The organism is Klebsiella sp. 141203 (assembly GCF_032601985.1).
GTDB lineage: Bacteria > Pseudomonadota > Gammaproteobacteria > Enterobacterales > Enterobacteriaceae > Klebsiella > Klebsiella aerogenes.
On sequence record NZ_JAQIRL010000006.1, the window covers coordinates 52,442 to 70,776 of the forward strand.

16 protein-coding genes are annotated in these 18,335 nt (G+C 54.6%); 3 read left to right on the forward strand and 13 right to left on the reverse strand.

The window, feature by feature from the left end; genetic code table 11:
* Positions 1–13 precede the first annotated feature (13 nt).
* The 11 genes from gabP to ampR all read right to left on the reverse strand — a co-directional run bounded on the left by gabP (position 14) and on the right by ampR (position 13,838).
* A complete protein-coding gene (gene gabP, locus PGR29_RS21035; protein WP_015704496.1) occupies positions 14–1,414 on the reverse strand; it encodes a GABA permease in 1,401 nt (466 codons plus the stop codon).
* A 113-nt stretch (positions 1,415–1,527) separates the two neighbouring features.
* Positions 1,528–2,811, reverse strand: coding sequence for a 4-aminobutyrate--2-oxoglutarate transaminase (gene gabT / locus PGR29_RS21040; RefSeq protein ID WP_015368062.1), 1,284 nt, complete (start codon positions 2,809–2,811; stop codon positions 1,528–1,530).
* 14 nt (positions 2,812–2,825) lie between these two features.
* The gene (gene gabD, locus PGR29_RS21045; protein ID WP_113374944.1) at positions 2,826–4,274 is read right to left on the reverse strand and encodes an NADP-dependent succinate-semialdehyde dehydrogenase; all 1,449 of its coding nucleotides are present in this window, start codon (positions 4,272–4,274) and stop codon (positions 2,826–2,828) included.
* A gap of 22 nt (positions 4,275–4,296) precedes the next feature.
* The gene (lhgO, locus tag PGR29_RS21050) at positions 4,297–5,565 is read right to left on the reverse strand and encodes an L-2-hydroxyglutarate oxidase (RefSeq protein WP_015704497.1); all 1,269 of its coding nucleotides are present in this window, start codon (positions 5,563–5,565) and stop codon (positions 4,297–4,299) included.
* Between the two features lie 27 nt (positions 5,566–5,592).
* Positions 5,593–6,570, reverse strand: a complete 978-nt coding sequence (gene glaH, locus PGR29_RS21055) for a glutarate dioxygenase GlaH (RefSeq protein WP_213794293.1) — start codon at positions 6,568–6,570, stop codon at positions 5,593–5,595.
* A gap of 261 nt (positions 6,571–6,831) precedes the next feature.
* Positions 6,832–7,536 (reverse strand): EAL domain-containing protein, encoded by a 705-nt coding sequence (locus PGR29_RS21060; protein WP_045391073.1) that lies wholly within the window; start codon positions 7,534–7,536, stop codon positions 6,832–6,834.
* Positions 7,537–7,545: 9 nt separating this feature from the next.
* Positions 7,546–8,586 carry a fimbrial protein gene (locus PGR29_RS21065; protein ID WP_113374947.1) on the reverse strand — a complete coding sequence of 347 codons (1,041 nt, stop codon included), beginning with the start codon at positions 8,584–8,586 and terminating at the stop codon, positions 7,546–7,548.
* A 19-nt stretch (positions 8,587–8,605) separates the two neighbouring features.
* Positions 8,606–11,131, reverse strand: coding sequence for a fimbria/pilus outer membrane usher protein (locus PGR29_RS21070; RefSeq protein ID WP_087859130.1), 2,526 nt, complete (start codon positions 11,129–11,131; stop codon positions 8,606–8,608).
* A 90-nt stretch (positions 11,132–11,221) separates the two neighbouring features.
* Positions 11,222–11,905, reverse strand: a complete 684-nt coding sequence (locus PGR29_RS21075; RefSeq protein ID WP_045391067.1) for a fimbrial biogenesis chaperone — start codon at positions 11,903–11,905, stop codon at positions 11,222–11,224.
* Positions 11,906–11,974: 69 nt separating this feature from the next.
* Positions 11,975–12,502, reverse strand: coding sequence for a fimbrial protein (locus PGR29_RS21080; protein WP_087859131.1), 528 nt, complete (start codon positions 12,500–12,502; stop codon positions 11,975–11,977).
* Between the two features lie 445 nt (positions 12,503–12,947).
* On the reverse strand, positions 12,948–13,838 hold the full coding sequence (ampR, locus tag PGR29_RS21085; protein ID WP_113374949.1) for a LysR family transcriptional regulator AmpR: 891 nt from the start codon (positions 13,836–13,838) through the stop codon (positions 12,948–12,950).
* 142 nt (positions 13,839–13,980) lie between these two features.
* Here ampR and ampC point away from each other — a divergent pair, with 142 nt between their 5' ends.
* Entirely contained in the window at positions 13,981–15,126 is a 1,146-nt protein-coding gene (gene ampC, locus PGR29_RS21090; RefSeq protein WP_316425239.1) for a CMY2-MIR-ACT-EC family cephalosporin-hydrolyzing class C beta-lactamase, read from the forward strand.
* Between the two features lie 430 nt (positions 15,127–15,556).
* On the opposite strand, the gene PGR29_RS21095 is transcribed toward ampC, so the two are convergent.
* A complete protein-coding gene (locus PGR29_RS21095) occupies positions 15,557–15,907 on the reverse strand; it encodes a DUF1493 family protein (protein WP_316425240.1) in 351 nt (116 codons plus the stop codon).
* Positions 15,901–16,347: an STM2901 family protein gene (locus PGR29_RS21100; RefSeq protein ID WP_045380871.1), complete on the reverse strand. Its 447-nt coding sequence runs from the start codon at positions 16,345–16,347 to the stop codon at positions 15,901–15,903. The genes PGR29_RS21095 and PGR29_RS21100 overlap by 7 nt, the downstream gene beginning before the upstream one ends.
* Positions 16,348–16,627: 280 nt before the next feature.
* Here PGR29_RS21100 and PGR29_RS21105 point away from each other — a divergent pair, with 280 nt between their 5' ends.
* Together PGR29_RS21105 and tssL are read left to right on the forward strand one after the other, a co-directional pair.
* Complete coding sequence (locus PGR29_RS21105; RefSeq protein WP_316425241.1) at positions 16,628–17,254, forward strand: helix-turn-helix domain-containing protein; 627 nt, start codon at positions 16,628–16,630, stop codon at positions 17,252–17,254.
* A 352-nt stretch (positions 17,255–17,606) separates the two neighbouring features.
* The gene (gene tssL, locus PGR29_RS21110) at positions 17,607–18,308 is read left to right on the forward strand and encodes a type VI secretion system protein TssL, short form (protein WP_316425242.1); all 702 of its coding nucleotides are present in this window, start codon (positions 17,607–17,609) and stop codon (positions 18,306–18,308) included.
* Positions 18,309–18,335 lie beyond the last annotated feature (27 nt).

The following is an 18,335-nucleotide window of genomic DNA, read 5'->3' on the forward strand; positions in this document are numbered from 1 at the left end:
GCCGGGAACAGGGTTAACGCGTATTTTGTAGCGGCAGTTTTTGCCACAATAGCAGCTTTTTCCAGCGCGACATAATCGGCACCGTACAGATGATAGCGATCGCCAGCGCGCCAGTGGAAATGACCTCCAGCTGCTGCGCCGGACGGAACAGCATCACCACCAGTACGAAGGTGATAAAGGCGATAACCAGCCAGGTGAGCCACGGATAGAGCCACATCTTAAGGCGAATTTCACCGCCTTTCGCCAGCAGGATTTTGCGCATCCGCAACTGAGATACGGCAATGACCAGATAGACCAGCAGGGCGATGGCGCCGGAGCTATCGATGAGGAATTTAAAGACTTTCGCCGGGGCATAGTAGTTCACCACCACCGTTAAGAAGGCCGCGCCGGTGGAGAGCAGCACCGCCACATACGGCGTTTTACTGCGGTTGGTTTTGCCCATTATAGCTGGCGCATCGCCGCGGCGGCTCAGGGAATAGAGCATTCGCGAAGCGGTATACAGCGCCGAGTTCAGGCAACTGGTCACCGACAGCAGGATCACGCCGTCCATAATCAGCTTGGCGTAGGGGATATGCAGTAACTCCAGTACCGAACGGTATGAACCGACGTTCTTCAGCCCCGGCATGTTCCACGGGATCAGCGAGACGACCACGAAAATGGAGCACAGATAGAAGATAGAGATGCGCCAGATAACGGAATTTGTGGCGCGAACAATATGTTTATCCGGCGTATCCGATTCGGCGGCGGCAATGGTGACTATCTCCGCGCCCATAAATGAGAACATGGTAATGAGCATCGCGCTGAGCACCGCGCCGAAGCCGTTAGGCATAAAGCCGCCGTGATCCCACAGGCGCGAAATCCCGCTCACTTCGGCATAGGGATAGAAGCCGGTGATGGCCACCGCGCCCAGCACGATAAAGGCCAGAATGGCGATAACCTTACAGATAGCCAGCCAGAACTCGAATTCGCCGTAGTTCTTGACGCTCAGCAGATTACTGCCGGTGAGGGCGAGGGTGATGACCAGCGAGAATAGCCATACCGGTACGCCGGGGATCCATGAGTTGAGAATAATGGCGGCGATATTGGCTTCCAGGGGGATAACCAGGACCCAAAACCACCAGTACAGCCAGCCGATGGTATAACCCGCCCAGCGGCCGATCGCTTTGTCGGCGTAGGTCGAAAAGGAGCCCGTATCCGGGGTGGCGACGGCCATTTCGGCCAGCATACGCATAATCATCACCACCAATAGCCCGGCGAACAGGTAGGAGAGCAGCACCGCCGGGCCCGCTTCGGCAATGGCGACGCTGGAACCGACAAACAAACTTGCGCCGATAACGCCGGCAATAGATAACATGGTGACGTGGCGTGATTTCAGCCCGCCCCCTAAATCATGTGATTGCGACAGTTGCCCCATCATTAACCCCTTTTATTGTTTTTTGGCGCCGTTTGCCGGATGGCGGTTGCGCCCAATCCGGCCGACAGGCAACCGGACGGGGCGCATGAGCGTCGCCATCCGGTGCAGGAGTGTTAGCCTTGTTTAGCTTCGTTAAAACAGTCGGCGATAATCTTCAGTCCCTGCGCGATCTGCGCATCTTCGATAGTCAGCGGCACCAGAATACGCAGCACGTTGTAGTACGGCCCGCAGGAGAGCAGGATCAGGCCTTTATCGCGCGCGCGGGCGACGATATCCGCCGTCAGTTTGGCGTTGGGTTTGCTGTGATCGCCCTCTTCAAAGAGTTCAATGGCGATCATCGCCCCCAGGCCGCGGACGTCGCCGATTTCGCGATGCGTTTCGGCGATATTGAGCAGGCCTTTACGCAGCTTGTCGCCGAGCTGATTGGCTTTTTCCAACAGATTTTCCTGTTCGAAAACCTTGAGTACCGCCAGCGCGGCGGCGCAGGCAATCGGGTTGCCGGCATAGGTGCCGCCCAATCCGCCCGGCGCGATGGCGTCCATGACTTCCGCCCGTCCGGTGACGCCCGCCAGCGGGAAACCGCCGGCGATGGATTTGGCAAAGGTGGTGATATCCGGCGCCACGCCCATCTGCTCCATCGCGAACAGCGTGCCGGTACGGCCCGCGCCGCTCTGGACTTCATCGGCGATCAGCATGATACCGTGCTCGTCACACAGCGCGCGCAGGCGCTGCATAAAGGCCGGAGAGGCGGCGTAGAACCCGCCTTCGCCCTGGACGGGTTCGATGACGATAGCGGCGATATCTTCCGGCGCGGCGTCATTTTTGAAGATGCGATGGATGCTGGCGATCGCGTCATCATCGCTGATGCCGTGCAGTGCGCACGGGTAGAGCGCGCGATAAACGTGGCCCGGCATTAACCCCATGCCCGCGGAGTAAGGGTTCACTTTACCGGTTAACGACAGGGTGTAATGGGTACGGCCATGATAGGCGCCGGTAAAGGCGATGGTGCCGCTACGCCCGGTCGCCGCGCGGGCGATTTTGACCGCGTTTTCCACCGCTTCCGAACCGGTGGTCACCAGCAGGGTTTTCTTGGCGAAATCGCCGGGCACTTTCTGGTTCATCATTTCGCAAAGCTGCAGGTAGGGCTCGTAGGCCAGCACCTGGAAGCAGGTGTGGGTCAGCTTCTTCAGCTGGCCTTCCACCGCGGCGATCACCTCAGGATGCAGGTGGCCGGTATTTAACACCGCGATACCGCCGGCGAAATCGAGATATTCACGGCCTTCAACGTCCCATACCCGGCAGTTCTCCGCACGGTCGGCAAAGATAGGGTGAATCTGTCCGACGCCGCGCGGCACCGCGTCGCTACGGCGCTGCATTAACGCTTTATTGCTGGTCATGTCCTGCTCTCCTGTTAAAGGCCGATACACATATATTTGATTTCTAAATAATCTTCGATGCCGTACTTCGAACCTTCGCGGCCCAAACCGGAGGCTTTAATGCCGCCGAACGGCGCGACTTCGTTGGAGATAATGCCGGTATTGATGCCAACGATGCCGTACTCCAGCGCTTCGCCGACGCGGAAGACGCGGCTCAGGTCGCGGGCGTAGAAATAGGCGGCGAGGCCGAATTCGGTATCGTTGGCCTGGGCAATGACATCGGCTTCATCTTTAAAGCGGAACAGCGGCGCCAGCGGGCCGAAGGTCTCTTCTTTCGCCACTTTGGCGCTGCTCGGGACGTTGACCAGAATGGTGGGCTGGAAGAAGTTGCCGCCCAGCGCGTGTGGTTTGCCGCCGGTGACGATGCGCGCGCCTTTCGCAAGGGCGTCGGCAATATGTTCTTCGACCTTAGCTACCGCTTTATCATCGATCAGCGGGCCAGTGGTGACGCCGTCCTGCAGGCCGTCGCCGATATGCAGTTTTTCCACCGCCTGCTGCAGTTTTTCAGCGAAACGGTCATAGACGCCGTCCTGCACATACAGTCGGTTGGCGCAGACGCAGGTCTGCCCGGCGTTGCGGAACTTCGACGCCAGCGCCCCTTCGACGGCTTTATCGAGGTCGGCGTCGTCAAAGACGATAAACGGCGCGTTGCCGCCGAGTTCTAACGACACTTTTTTGATGTCTTTCGCACACTGCTCCATCAGCTGGCGGCCAATTTCGGTCGAGCCGGTGAAGGAGAGCTTGCGTACCAGCGGGTTGCTGGTCAGTTCGTTGCCGACGGCCCCGGCGGAACCGGTGACCACGTTAAATACCCCGGCGGGAATACCGGCGCGATTCGCCAGTTCGGCCAGCGCCAGCGCGGAAAACGGCGTCTGGCTCGCCGGTTTCAGGACCATGGTACAGCCGGCGGCCAGCGCCGGGCCCGCTTTACGGGTGATCATCGCCGCCGGGAAGTTCCACGGGGTGATGGCGGCGGTAACGCCGATGGGCTGCTTGATGACAATCAGGCGCTTGTCGGCCTGATGACCGGGAATGGTATCGCCGTAAATGCGCTTACCTTCTTCGGCGAACCACTCAATAAAGGAGGCGGCGTAGCTGATTTCGCCTTTGGCTTCCGCCAGCGGTTTCCCCTGTTCGAGGGTCATCAGGCGGGCGAGATCGTCCTGGTTCTCCATCATCAGATCGAACCAGCGGCGCAGAAGCGTGGCGCGCTCTTTGGCGGTCAGGGCACGCCAGGCTGGCAGGGCGCGGTTGGCGGCTTCAATCGCTTCGCGGGTTTCGTCGGCGCCCATTTTCGGCACGCTACCCAGCTGCTGGCCGTTGGCGGGGTTGGTCACCGCAATCACGTCGCCGTTTTGCGCATCGCGCCACTGGCCATCAATTAGCGCCTGCTGGCGAAACAGAGTTGCATCTTTAAGTTGCATAATCGCTTCCTGTCTTAAGGGGTTAACGAGTAAAAGCGGCGTGTAGTGTCTCCACGCTACGTGCCGCACGCAGCGTGCGTCCGGGATTGCTCTGGCTTGCCAGCAGGGTTTGCACCTTGCTGACGATGTGCGCGCCGATCGGGATAGCCGACGTGGCCGCCGGCGACGGCGCGTTACAGGTGTGGATGGAACGCGCGGTAGTGACAAAGAGGAAATCGTCGATCAGCTTGCCCTGCGGCGATACCGCCTGTGCCCGCACGCCGGCAGGCCACGGGCGCAAATCGCTTAATGTCAGGCTGGGGCAGTATTTCTGCACCAGCCGCAGATAGCCGCTTCTGCACAGCGAATTCTTCATTTCGCCAAGCCCGGAGCGCAGGTTGTTTTGCAGTACCCGGCGAATGCCGGGCGAGGTCAGGATCTCAAGGGTATCGGTCAGCGAGATATCGCGCTTGCGATAGCCTTCGCGCTTCAGCGCCAGCACCGCGTTAGGGCCGACGGTAACGCTACCGTCGATCATACGGGTCAGGTGGACGCCGAGGAACGGCATCGCCGGATCGGGGATCGGATAGATCAGATGATTGACGATCTGGTTGTGCTGCGGCGCCAGTTGGAAATATTCGCCGCGGAACGGGCAGATGATAAAGCCGGGATCGACGCCGATCATTTTCACCAGCCGATCGGCCATCAGCCCGGAGCAGGTAATCAGCGTCGATGCCTCATATTCGCCGCCCTGGCGGGTGTGGACTACCACGCCGCTGGCGTGCTCTTTCAGGGCGCTGACTTCGGCGTCGTAGACGATCGTTCCACCTTTGGATTCGAAGATCTTCGCCATTGCCGCCGCTACTTCACGATAGCTGACAATGCCGCTCGAAGGAACGAAGATCCCGCCCAGTCCGCTGATGTTCGGCTCGCGTTCGCGCAGCTCGCTCGCGCTCAGCCATTCGCGTTGCAGCCCGTTAGCGGCTGTGCGATCCCACAGCGCGCGCATCCGCTCCATCTCCAGCGGCGAGGTGGCAACCAGCATCTTGCCGCAGACGTCGTAGCGAATTGCATTCTGCTCGCAAAAGGCTTTGGTGGCGCGGTTGCCGGCGAGGCAAAACTGCGCCTTAAGGCTGCCGGGGGTATAGTAAACCCCAGCGTGGATTACTCCGCTGTTGTGGCCAGTCTGATGGCAGGCCGGACCGGACTCTTTTTCCAGCAGGGCAATGCGGGCGTCCGGGTAAATCTCAATTAACTGCATGGCGGTCGACATGCCGATAATGCCGCCGCCGATAATCACGAAATCATACATCCGCTCAATTCCTTCGCCTAAGAACCCTTATTGATGAGTCTGGTAATGATTCGTGGAATACGCAAAGTAGCCGCGCTGGCGCATCAGTTCGCGACGCAGATCCGGATGCGGCGTAAAGCGGTCGCGACCGTGCAGCCAGAAAAGATTGTTTATCAACAGGAATTTACCCACCGGCACCGGTACGGAAAGAATGTTTTTACTGGTTTCCAGCGCGTCGGAAAGGCGGCTCAGCCAGGTGCCTTCTTCGAAATCTTTCGGCTGCACAAACTGGTCGATATAGCGCATTACCGGGCGACCCTGCTGGTCGACGTCGAAAACCGGATGGAAGACGTCTTTGCTGACGTTTTTGCTCGGCGGCGCGGCCCAGCGCATTGGACGGCGGGCCAGCGGATCGCGGAAGAATTCGTCGAGATGTTCCCAGTCATCGAGATGCAGCAGCAGTGAATTGCCGCCCTGCATATTCTGTTCATCGATCTTCATCATCAGCACGTAGTCGGTAATTTCTTCGACATAGGTACCGTCATTGTGCAGTTCCATCACGCGGTGCGGCTGGCGCAGGTAGCTATCTGAGTTATCGACGTTTTTCACCACGAAGCGGGCGTAATACTGGCCGCTCATGGCATCAAAGTTGGAACGGCCGATCAAATGCGCCACGGCGGTAGCCAGTTTGACCATTTCATCGGCCTGAGAGACGTTGTCAATGCCGATACCGTTGATCAGCAGAGCGCCCTCCGCGCGATTGAGCAGTGTGTTGATCAGCAGCGGCTGCAGCTGGTTGCCGCACAGATCGTCGAGGATCTTGCCGACCTGAAAGCGCAAAAAGGATTTGTATTCCAGCGCCTGCACTGGCCACTGCGCGACTTGTTGCAAAAATTGTGCGGTCGTTTCGGCGGTGAACGTTAGCTCCAGCAGACGCGGCGATTGCGCGGACGGAGCGAAGGAAAAACCGGTGTAGCTGCGGGCCAAATCATCAGCATGAGGTTTTACGGCGGTCAGTGCATTCATCAGAATCATTCCTCGGGTAGAGTCAGAGAGTCGGGGTGATGCTCATTTCGTAGCCATAAATTAAAAATATCTACATTTTTGAAAAATGCGTATGAAATAGCCATATTGTTTAATTTTTGTGATCGCCAGCAACAATAAGTTAACAATATGAAAGGCGAGGACAGACGAGGTGGGAAAAGAAAAATGCCTGAAAATTAATAAGTTGAAGATAGGACGGACAGCCCGGATAGCGGGGGAGTGGATATCCGGGGAAAAGCGGGGTTATTTTTCGACGCTGGCCACTAAGGCTTCAATGGTTTGTTCCCGCCAGAGGAGCCCCTGCAGGGCAAACCACGGCATGTTTTCCAGCCACTGAAGATGAGCTTCGGTTTCAATACCTTCGACGATCACCTGATACTGATTCGCCTGAAAATAGTGCAGGAGTGAGTCCATCAACTGCTGGCCGTTTTTCTTTTCCAGCAGGCTCCATAACAGGTTCTTGTCGGTCTTGATAAAACGAAAGGGTTGCGCCGTCAGGGCGGCGAACCCGGCGTAACCGGCGCCAAAATCATCCAGCCAGAAGGAGTATTTGTCCGTCAGGGCGTCGATGGTCGGGGTGCGTTTCACCAGCGTGTTGGAAAATTCATTAACCTCAAAATGCAGGCAGCCGATGGTTTTCACGCACTCGGCGATAAAATCATCATGCAGCATATGCAGCGTCGACTCGTCGACGTTGAGGGTAACCATGACTTCGTTGTGGCGGAACCACTGCTGATGCTGCCTGACCAGCTCAATCTGTTCGAGCAGGATGCGGGCGCGCAGTGATTCCGATGCCTCACTGAAAAACCGTTCTATTTCTTGCGGACTAGCAGGCTCGTGATGAGCAAACCGGGTCAAACATTCAACCGCAATCATTTTGCCTTCGCGGTTGAACATCGGCTGAAATACATAGCGTAACCCGGTCGGTTCGGTGTTGGTCAGCGGCATTTTGCTTCACTATTTAAAGGTAACGTCGATATTGGCCGTCGCATTAAAGGTGCCGATTTTTGGCTTAACGCTTAGCCATTTCAGGCTGGCCAGGAAGTTGCTTTCTACCACGCTGCCGTTAATCATGCCCAACTGCGTCGGGGTATTCATGGAAAGCCAGGTTGTCGGCGCATCGGCGCGCGAGAGCAGGATGCCAAAACCGCTATCGTTAGATGGCAGAATGGTATTGGTGTCCTGGGTCGGCTGCTGGGTGCTGAAGCTGGCCATTAAGGTCTGCCCCTGGCAATCCTGGCCAGCGCCGGTCAGGTCGGCACGGACGCTGAACGGAACCTGTTTCTCAATGGCGCCGACGACGGCATTGCGCGCCGGGATGCTGCCAAAGTTTACCGTTGAACCATTGTTCGCCGAGACGGTGATTTTCGGGTTGCAGGCGATAAAGCGGATGTTGCCAAGCCCGGTGACCCACGCGCGGAAGTTACTATTCGGGCGGCTGTTGAGGCCGCCAACGCCGTCAACCTGGAAGATAGCGTAGCGGTTGGTGTCGTTAATCACGCCGTTTGACGGCGGCGGATTGCCGGTGGCTTTAATATAAACCGAGTAGGTCACCGTGACGGTCTGCGGGGTTGCCGGAGACTGGCATGCACCGCCGGGACGGTTGCGGCGACAGAGTGTACCGGGACCGATATCCGTTTTCTGACCTTTTACCGGTTTAATATCGGTGCTGAGATAGGTGACGCCGACTTCCAGCGAGTTGTGGATATTCTGCATCCGGGTTTCCGGATCCCAGTACAGATACGCATTTTCGCCGTTGGGCATATGATCCGTATCGGTACAGGTGAAGGTGGAGGTAAACGTCGGCGAACGCCACAGCAGGGCGCCCGGCTTCAGGTTAGCGGTCGAAACGTTAATCTGATCGGTGAGCGCGATGGTCTGCGATACTTCGGTACCGTTCTTCTTACAGCTCAGCGCGAAGCTGCTAGTGGAGAACAGCGCGCTTGAGAGTACCAGCAGCGTCAGCCCGGTGCGGGATAAGAGGTTAAACTTCGACATAACTAATTGTCCTTTCATGTTATTTACAGGTCAGGGAGACGACCTGATAACCACCGGGTTGATCGGCTTGAATAGCAGGTAACTCTGGCACCGTCAGGCTGCAGGAGGCGTCGGCATCGTCGCCCCATTTCATCTGCAGACGGTCGCCGCTCTGAACGCCGGAAACGTACGCTTCACCGCGGGTACCGACTACGCCGACATGTTCGCCGTTCTGACCGAAGATATTGGCGCCAATCACTGGCACGCTGCCGTCCGCCAGTTTGGCGTGGATAAGCAGGCTCTGGCCGAGATGCGTTTCAAAGGTCACGCGGCCGATGGCGCGCTCGGTCGGCACGATATCTTTCGCCGCCAGCGGAATTTCCAGGCCGTTGCCGATATCCGAAGTACGCAGCGCGACGCGGTTGTGGCGATACGGCATCGCAGAAGTGAGCACCGCGTAGCCGAAGCGGTCAATCGCTACTCCAGGCTGGTTTTCCAGGCGCACGCCCTGCGCCCCTTTCGCTTTCACCACCACGAAGGTGTTCTGCAGCGGCTGCGACAGGGTGACGCCGCCAGAGTGCGCGACCACGCCGCCGGAGACGTTCAGCGAAGTCTGCTGATAGTTGTTGTTGTAGCTGTAGCCCAGATCGACGTTACCCATGCTGCCCAGATAACCCAGGTTGACCAGGCTGGTATCGCCGCCGTGCTGGGTGTGACCGCTCTGCACGAAGTAATTCATGCGGTTGTCATCAAGCAGCGTACCGCTCATCCCGGCGCTGTAGCCGCTACCGCTCTGCTTGCTGTTAGAGGCGTTAAAGTTAACCGTGCTTTCATGGTCCGGGCCAAAGATGTTGATTGGCACCGAGACGTTCAGGTTAACGCTGTTGTCGCTATAGCCGTAGTTACTGCGGCTGTTCTGGTAAAACACGCCGACGCTGACGCGATTCCAGGTAGTGTTGAAACCGGTCTGGATGGTGCGGTCGTAAGCGGAAGTGTTCCAGTAGTTCTGACGAATAAAGGTCGCGTACAGCGAAGCGCCGGCAATGTGCTGGTTGACCGTCATCTCGACGCGCTGGCGTTTGTTGTTGTATTGCTGCGAGTCGTAGTAACGACGGCGCTGGTTTTGCGTCGCCCAATCCGGCGCGCCGGTTTTATCGTCGCTCTGATCGTAATACTGGGTGTGGTAGAAACCGTTCTGCCAGTTGTTACGTTCAGCTACCGCATCGGAGAAGTCATAGAAGCCCGACGTCGAATAACGGTAGCCGGCGATCTGCACGTCGGTACCGAGAGTGTTGAGCGATTTGGAATAGAGGAAGCGTACGCTGGCGCCGCGCTTGTTCTCGCCGGAAGCCAGATCGGTATCAGACCATGAGGCGTCAACGGAGGCCGCTCCGTACTCGCCCATGTTTTTACCCAACCCGACCACGCCGGAGCGATAGTGCTCGGCCATGATAATCCCGCCATATGGCGTATAGTCGGAACCGGCGCCATGCGCGACGGTACCCTGGATAAATTGCGGCTGATAATTATTGGTGCCGTCGTGGTATTTACCTGCGGTCACCTGATACTCCCAGATCCCGTCGCGCAGCATATTCGGCACGGAGGAGTAAGGGAGAGTGAAGCTATGGCGTGAGCCATCCGCCTCGATAACCGTTACGGCTAAGTCGCCGCTGAGGGTGCTTGGCGAAATATCGGTCAGCGCGAACGGCCCCGGCGGCACCACGGTGCTGTAGACGGTGTAGCCGTTCTGGCGCACTTCGACGCGGGCGTTGGTGTTGGCGACGCCGCGTACTACCGGCGCGTAGCCGCGGCGGCTGTCCGGCAGCATTTCCGGGACGCTGGAAATCTGCGCGCCGCGGAACTGGAAGCTGTCGAACACGTTATTATTGGTGTTGCTTTGGCCAATCTGAATACGGCTGCGCCACGAGGCGATATCGGTTTCCGCCCAGGTGGAAATCGGGTTCCACTGCTCTTTTTGCCCGGTCTGTTTTGACAGGGAGGAGGTATTGCGAAAACGCCACGCGCCGACGTTAAGGCCGTTATTGAGGCTCAGGAAGTAGTAGTCGCTGTCCTGTTTGCCGCTGCCGCTGGAAAAACGGGAGTGGCTGCCGCTGAAAGCGTAGTTAACGAAACCGGCGTTAATACCGTCGTCATAGACCAGCGGCGAAATCTCGCCCTGTGGTCGCGCTTCGAGTTCAGTTTGCGGTACGGAGATGTTCAGCTCCTGCAGCGCGGCGTTCCAGCTCACGCTACTGCCTGGAATATTTTTTACCAGATCGTAGCAGGCGCTGCTGCCGGCGGTATCTGGCACCAGAACGCCGTATGAACGGTAGCTGTCGGCATCTAAACAGAAATAGCCCGGGGTGTTAGGCGTATCTTTTTTAAATTCTATTTCCCGGTGATCGACGCGATTTTTATTCAGGTAAATATCGAAGGCATATTTACCTGGTAAAATATCGTCGCCGGTAGAGAGGTTTTGCACCAGCGAGGCGTTATTCGCCCCGCGGATGAAAGAGGTATTGAATTGCTCTTCGGCATTGACAAATGGTGTCGCCAGTAATGACATTGTCGAGGCGTAAACAGCAAAGCGAACGTGCTGCGCCAGACATCCAGGGATCGTCCTTATTTTATTATGGCTAGCCATTGTATTGCTCTCTTACTGAATGCGGATATCTTTAATTTCCGTATGTCCGCCAAAATCATTGATAAAAGTGAATGACATCTGATCCGCTGCCGCCGCGCCGGCTGGCAATTTGATGTTCAGAGAGTCCATGGGGTTAACCATGTCAGCATTCACTTTCCAGGTCTTCGCGCCGCTCTTCAGCGTCAGTACGCCGAAAGTCACGTGCAGCGGACCTTTGTTAGTCACGACCAGCTCGTTACCCTGCTTGCGCCAGGTCAGGGCCTGGGCTTCCTTTTGCAAAGTGGTCTTCAGCGTGGTAGGGCGGTAGAACAGCTTCACGCGGGTGCGGATCGCAATTTGCAGTACGTTTTCTTGTTTCGCCGAAGGCGGAATTTCCTGCACGTTAATCCAGTACACGGATTCGCGGTCGGTCGGTAATCCGCTGCCGGAATAAACAAAGCGCAAAATAGCGTCTTTATTGCCCGCCAGTTTTAAAATCGGCGGAATAGCCTGCATCGGTAAATTGGTTGGCGTTGCGGTGGCGTCACCGGTATCAAGCCAGGTCTGAACCATCCATGTTTCATCGGTATCATTATGAATGGATAACGCCGCAGATTTTTCCCCGCCGTTATAAATAACCCGAGTCTGATCGACCTGAATACCCGCAAAAGTATCCAGCGAGACAAATAACAATAAAGCGGTTAATAACTTTTTCATTTCACGTTCCAAATAATGTTACCAGCCATCCATGGCCAAAACGTCTACCCTAAAACGGGATTATCCGTATTATTTGTATTCGATGGTGAAGGTGGCGTTTGCGTTAGCAGAACCAGCAGTCACATCCTTCAGGAAGGATTTGTAACGAGCTTTCAGGTTGAATACCGCAGTGCCGCTGTTGTCGTCAGACGCTGCAACGTTAACCCACGGGGAGTTGTCGTCTGCGCTCTGGTTGATTGGGACGATTTTTTCGTCGTTGGTCAGGATTTCGATACCTACGCCGCCAGCGTTATCAACGGACAGCAGGTTCGGGTTACCGGCAACGGTCGCACCGTCGAAGCGCAGGGAGTAATCACCGGCTTCACATTTTTCCAGGTTGATGGTGAACGCTTTAGAAGCGGTAACATCGCCAACAGCGTTGAACGCGGTAGTCGGGTATTTACCGATGAAAACGTCTTTGTTCTGGTCGGTAGAAGTCACAGTACAGGTTGACTGGATGATTTCACCGGTGAAGTTGACCTTGCCGTTAACTGCGTAAGCACTGGTGGCGGACGCGGACAGGATCAGTGCTACAACAGGCAGTAATTTCTTATTCATTTTAACTCCATGTACTTAAGGGGATAACCATAGTGGTAATCAAACACGGCAAGCGAATACCGTGCAGATGGGTATCCAGATAACCTATGTTGGCGTGTTGATCGCGATGAAATATACAGCAACAGTTTTCGCGTTTTGATTGCTTCGGTGACTTAATTACAGAAAATTAATAGACATAAACGATGCACTTGATCGGACTTATCTGATAACGGCAACGATAATAATTTTATGGTCAGCGGGTGGCTGGAGAGAGTTTTGCGGGGAAAGGAAATTAATTAACTTATTGTTTTTAGTTTGTTTTATTGTTTTTGTTTCTCAGGAGGTAAACGTTTATGCGCTGTGCCGGGCAAATTAAAAACGCTGATTTATCCATCGCTATGCATAATGTGTAAGCGTTATTTCCAAATGTTTCCTGTTACCTTCGGGAGCGCCTACTGATGGCGGATTACTCCGCCGAATTAACCCCTTTTAAGGCCTCCGCCAGCCAGCGGGAAAAATGCAACATTGCCGGCGTTTCCGGACGCGATTGCAAACGCGTCAGCCAGTAGTTGCCGAGATCGATATGAATCTTAAACGGCTGCACAATGCGTTTTTCTTCCAGCAGATGGCTGAACATTTTTACCGGGGCGATAGCCACGCCTAAGCCTGCCTGCGCCGCCTCCAGCATGGTCACGGATGAGTCGAAGACAATGACCCGATGAGTTGGCGAAGGCGGCAATTCTCCCGCTGCCTGCATCCACGCCGACCATTCGTCGCGGCGATAAGAGCGGAGAAGCGTGAACTGCAAAATATCCTTCGGTGTATTTAGCCGGGCAGCTAATGACGGGGCGCACAGCGCGGAGAGCGGGGCGGCGCACAGATACTGCGCGGCGGTATCATGCCAGGCGCCGCCGCCAAAACGAATCACATAATCCAGCCCCTCGGCGGCGGGATCGACGCGATTGTTATGGGTGGAGATCTGCAAATCGATATGCGGACACTCGCGCCAGAAGGCTGGCAACAGTGGGAACAGCGCGCCCGTGGCGAAAGTGCCGACTACGCCGATCTTGAGCTTCTCCTGCGCCTGCTGACCGGTAAAACGGTCAAGCATCCCGGCAATCCTTTCAAACGACTCATTGAGTACCGGTAACAGGCCTTCTCCTTCGGTGGTGAGCTTGAGGCCGCGCGACACGCGAACGAACAGCTGGCAGTTAAGATGTTCCTCCAGCGTCTTCACGTGCTGGCTGATAGCGGAGTGGGTGACGTTAAGCTCAATCGCCGCGCGGGTAAAACTGAGATGCCGGGCGGCCGCTTCAAACGCCCGCAGTGAATTGAGAGGAAGATAGCTGCGCGTCATAACATTATCCGTTAGAAAAACTAAAGCCTGCTGCTAAATTTAACAGTTTGTCAGCGCAGTGCAAAACACCGACACTGAGCGCGTCTGAAGGGCCCGGACGAGAGTGGATATTGAGCGAGAACCGATAATGGAAAAATACTTCATGATGAAAAAATCCCTTACAGGCGTACTGCTGCTGGGCGCCTCATTTTCGACGTTTGCCGCGCCGCAAACGGCGGAGCAGCTGCGCGAACTGGTCAATCAGACCATCACGCCGTTAATGAAAGAACAGGCGATACCGGGTATGGCGGTGGCGGTGATCTATCACGGCAAACCCTACTATTTCACCTGGGGCCAGGCCGATGTCGCCGGCCAGCGTCCGGTGACGCGACAGACGTTGTTTGAGCTGGGCTCTGTTAGTAAGACTTTCACCGGCGTGCTGGGCGGCGATGCGGTGGCGCGCGGTGAAATTAAGCTCAGCGATCCGGCGCAGAAGTACTGGCCGCAGTTGACCGGCAAGCAGTGGCAGGGGATTTCGCTGCTGCATCTCGCCACCTATACCGCAGGCGGTCTGCCGCTGCAGGTTCCGGACGAGGTGACGGATGAAGCGGCATTACTGCGTTACTATCAGAACTGGCAGCCGCAGTGGGCGCCGGGGAGTAAGCGGCTGTACGCCAATGCCAGCATTGGCCTGTTTGGCGCGCTGGCGGTGAAACCTTCCGGTATGAGCTTTGAACAGGCGATGACTCAGCGCGTATTGCAGCCGTTAACACTGAGCCACACCTGGATTAACGTACCGCCCGCCCAGAGCAAAGATTACGCCTGGGGTTATCGCGACGGTAAAGCGGTACATGTTTCGCCGGGGCAACTGGACGCTGAGGCTTACGGCGTGAAGTCGAGCATTGAGGATATGGCGCACTGGGTGCTGGCGAATATGAACCACGAGGCGGTGCAGGATAAAAATCTGCGGCAGGGGATCCAGCTGGCGCAGTCGCGCTACTGGCGGGCTGGGGAGATGTATCAGGGTCTCGGCTGGGAGATGCTGAACTGGCCGGTGTCGGCCGAGGTGCTGATTAACGGCAGCGATAATAAGGTAGCGCTTGCCGCGACGCCGGTAACGGCGGTCAATCCACCCGCGCCGCCGGTGAAGGCCGCCTGGGTACATAAAACCGGCTCCACCGGTGGATTCGGCAGCTACGTGGCTTTTATTCCGCAGAAGGATCTCGGTATCGTGATGTTGGCGAACAAAAGCTACCCCAACCCGGAGCGGGTGAAGGCGGCGTATCATATTCTTGAGGCGCTGCAATAAGGACGGTCGCGCTGCGTTTACCGGGTTACAGGTTGGCGCTAACTGAGGAAAACCCCGGTGGCGCTTACGCTTACCGGGGCTACAGGTTGGCACTAACTGGGAAAACCCCCGGTGGCGCTTACGCTTACCTGGGCTACAGGTTGGCGCTAACTGAGGAAAACCCCGGTGGCGCTTACGCTTACCGGAGCTACAGGTTTGCGCTAACTGAGGAAACCCCCGGTGGCGCTTACGCTTACCGGGGCTACAGGTTGGCGCTAACTGAGGAAAACCCCGGTGGCGCTTACGCTTACCGGGGCTACAGGTTTGCGCTAACTGAGGAAAACCCCGGTCGTACATTACGCTTACCGGGCTACAGGTTGGCACTAACTGGTAGCCCGGATAAGGCGCAGCGCGCCGCTATCCGGGAGAGGGCCTCTTTATTTTCAAACAACTAACGATACAGCCATTTCCCAGCCTGTGCTGACGCAATGAGCATCGCGAGTGTTAACGGCTCCGGTGTGCGCGGAGAAATGCGTTTGGATTTCGGTAATAGGAAATTAGGGAGGAAACCCTGTTCGGGAGGCCAATAATTAAATAAATCAAATGCATCTTGCTTTACATTAAACTGACGGAAATACGATTGCATGATGTCATCGCCACTTTCTCTGGCCCAGGGAAAATCGCCCGTATTGAGTGATAAATCCGCATTCACCTGCTGCTTTTTGCCGGTAAGTGTCGGCTTGTTCCATTGTGTTTCATACCATGCCAGAACGGCTGCTGCGATATTATCTTGATCTACCATAATTTATCGTCACCTCTGGCAATGGCGTTGTATCTAGTGGTTGCTTTTATTGATACATAAATTACATCCCCTGTCAGGTAAATAATCCCGAGGATGGGTATCCAGCGTCCAACGAATGCTCCCAGATTGGTGACATAGCTCCATCTAAGATTACGGATGGATTGGTTGGTTAACGTCGGGAGCCTGACTTTTAAATCATTGTGGAAAACCTTCCGTAACTCATGGCTCAAAATGCTCGTCCCTTTAGTCGCTCCGCCTGGTTTTGTCCGGGTATTTTTTATAGGTTGACCAAGCATGATTAACGCAATGGTCATGATGTCATCTACTCCAAAATGAATGGCTGCAGTATCGAGAAAAACCCAAAAAAGAAGTTCATGGGACGAGAGGTTTGACTTGCCATTGTAATAATATGTTCCATTAACTTGTTCTGTTGTGTCCATTTTTATATTCCAGTAATGCTATTTTTACGCAATGTAGCTGCCTGGTTTATTGGAAACAATAACTGTTGATATAAACGTTTTCTGAAAAATAGCTCTTATTAAATGTTCTGTTAAATCATTTAATCAATTAATAAAAATTTCTTTTCTCATCTATTTTTATTTGTTCAGCTAATATTCCCTGGTGAAGTTAGCGCATGATGATTTAAAGCGAACTGCTACTTGCGAATAGACGCAATCTGCTGAAAACTATCAGCGAGATGGCGAACCACAGGGAACGGCAATGGCTGGACGTATCGACTACCAGATTGAAAAATTTCAGTTCATCGAGCGCAACGAATCTCCGCGTATTACCCGCCAGTGGGCGGAAGTTATTGCTGAATGTCAGCAGGAAAAGGCGAACAGTGAAACGCGTTTGCGTACTGCGTTGCTGAATGTCGACTACGCCACCAGCTTCGAACTGCCGTTTCGTTTATTGCTTATCCGCGCCCCGCAGCTGGTGGATCGCTTACGCCATGCACTGGCGCTGAATCAAAAGAACGTGGTGATTAATGGTAAAAAACGCGGCTGCGTTTACAGCCTGAAAGCCGATCTCAGCGCTGTACCAGAGGAGTTTCGTTATCGCTTTGTGAGCCGGATTATTCGCAGCGGGCCGGATGCGGTTTCCGCCGCGCCCTATCAACAGCTGGCAAAAGAGATAAAGGCGCCGCGCGAGCGGTTACGTCTGGCGCTGGAAAGCGGCTTGCAGGTCAATGCGCTGGATGGGCTGTTCTGGTTTGGCATCCAGCGAATCGCTGCGGATATTTCGGCGCTGCGTTCTGCGGGGATGGCGATTACGACTGCGGAAGTGGAGGTGGCGGATAGCCTGACCAGAACGACGCGAATGATAGCGGCGTATCGGGTGGAGTGATCGTTATTTTAGTCATTAGGTTAAACTCGTTTGCTAACAGATTATTTTGAGCGAGTTTTGCGTTTGACTTTTTATTAGTTTCTCTAAAATAGCTATATGGAATAGTTAGATTTCATATATAATGCTGATGAATTTGTTTAACTTTTAAATAAATTAAAGGGTTAATAATTTAATGCCCTGGTGAAATATTTTGTGTTCTTCTTTGATTTGCTGATATTCCTCGTGCAACAAGCTTTTAGAGTATACTTTCGCCGTCTGGTTACATTTGGTAACATCCATTTTATTGCCCGCCTGATTTTGCGCCAATACCATCGCTAAACATAAGTTCCTCATTAATTATAGGCAGGGTGTCATGGCTTCTCTGGGAAAAATAGAGAGCGGCAATCAAACAAAATCTATTACGACATCCTTTATTGATGAAATATTTCAGGATACATGGTTGCTCGCGTTGGCAATTCGTAATGTGCCTGCCGTTGTCGTTGATCAGACGCTTTATAAAACGTGCGAGAATATGATTGAGCAGGTTCAGAAAGCGTTGTTTGCAGCTGGTGCATCTGAGGGGCTTGCAAGTGAAATTAAGTTTGCTCACTGTGTTTTTCTGGATGAAGCGGTAATGACGCAGCCGGATATCGATGTTTCTCTTTGGTGGAAGAATACACCCCTTCAGGGGCGCTATCTTGGAAACTTAAATGGCGGTGAGTTCTTCTACGAACATATCAAGAACCTGCTGCACGAAGCCGTTCCCTCAGAAGCTGTTGTGGCCTGTTATCACCGAATGCTTTTGCTGGGCTATCAGGGGAAGTTTATCAGGGAAGGTGGAGAAGAAAATGAAGAACGACAATCTATGTTTAAGCAGCTGAGCGCGCTTTTGCCTGCAACAAAAGAAAAAATGAATTCTCCTGTCTTTATACGTAACTTTCGCCCGGATATTCATTTCTGGCGACGTTTCCCTTGGTTGATGAGAGGACTGGGCTTACTGCTTATTGTTGCCATTACCTGTGCAATGAGCGCCCATCTGCATTATTTGCTCGGACAATGGTTCACGCTGAGCTAATAACAGCTAATAACAATTGACCAGGGA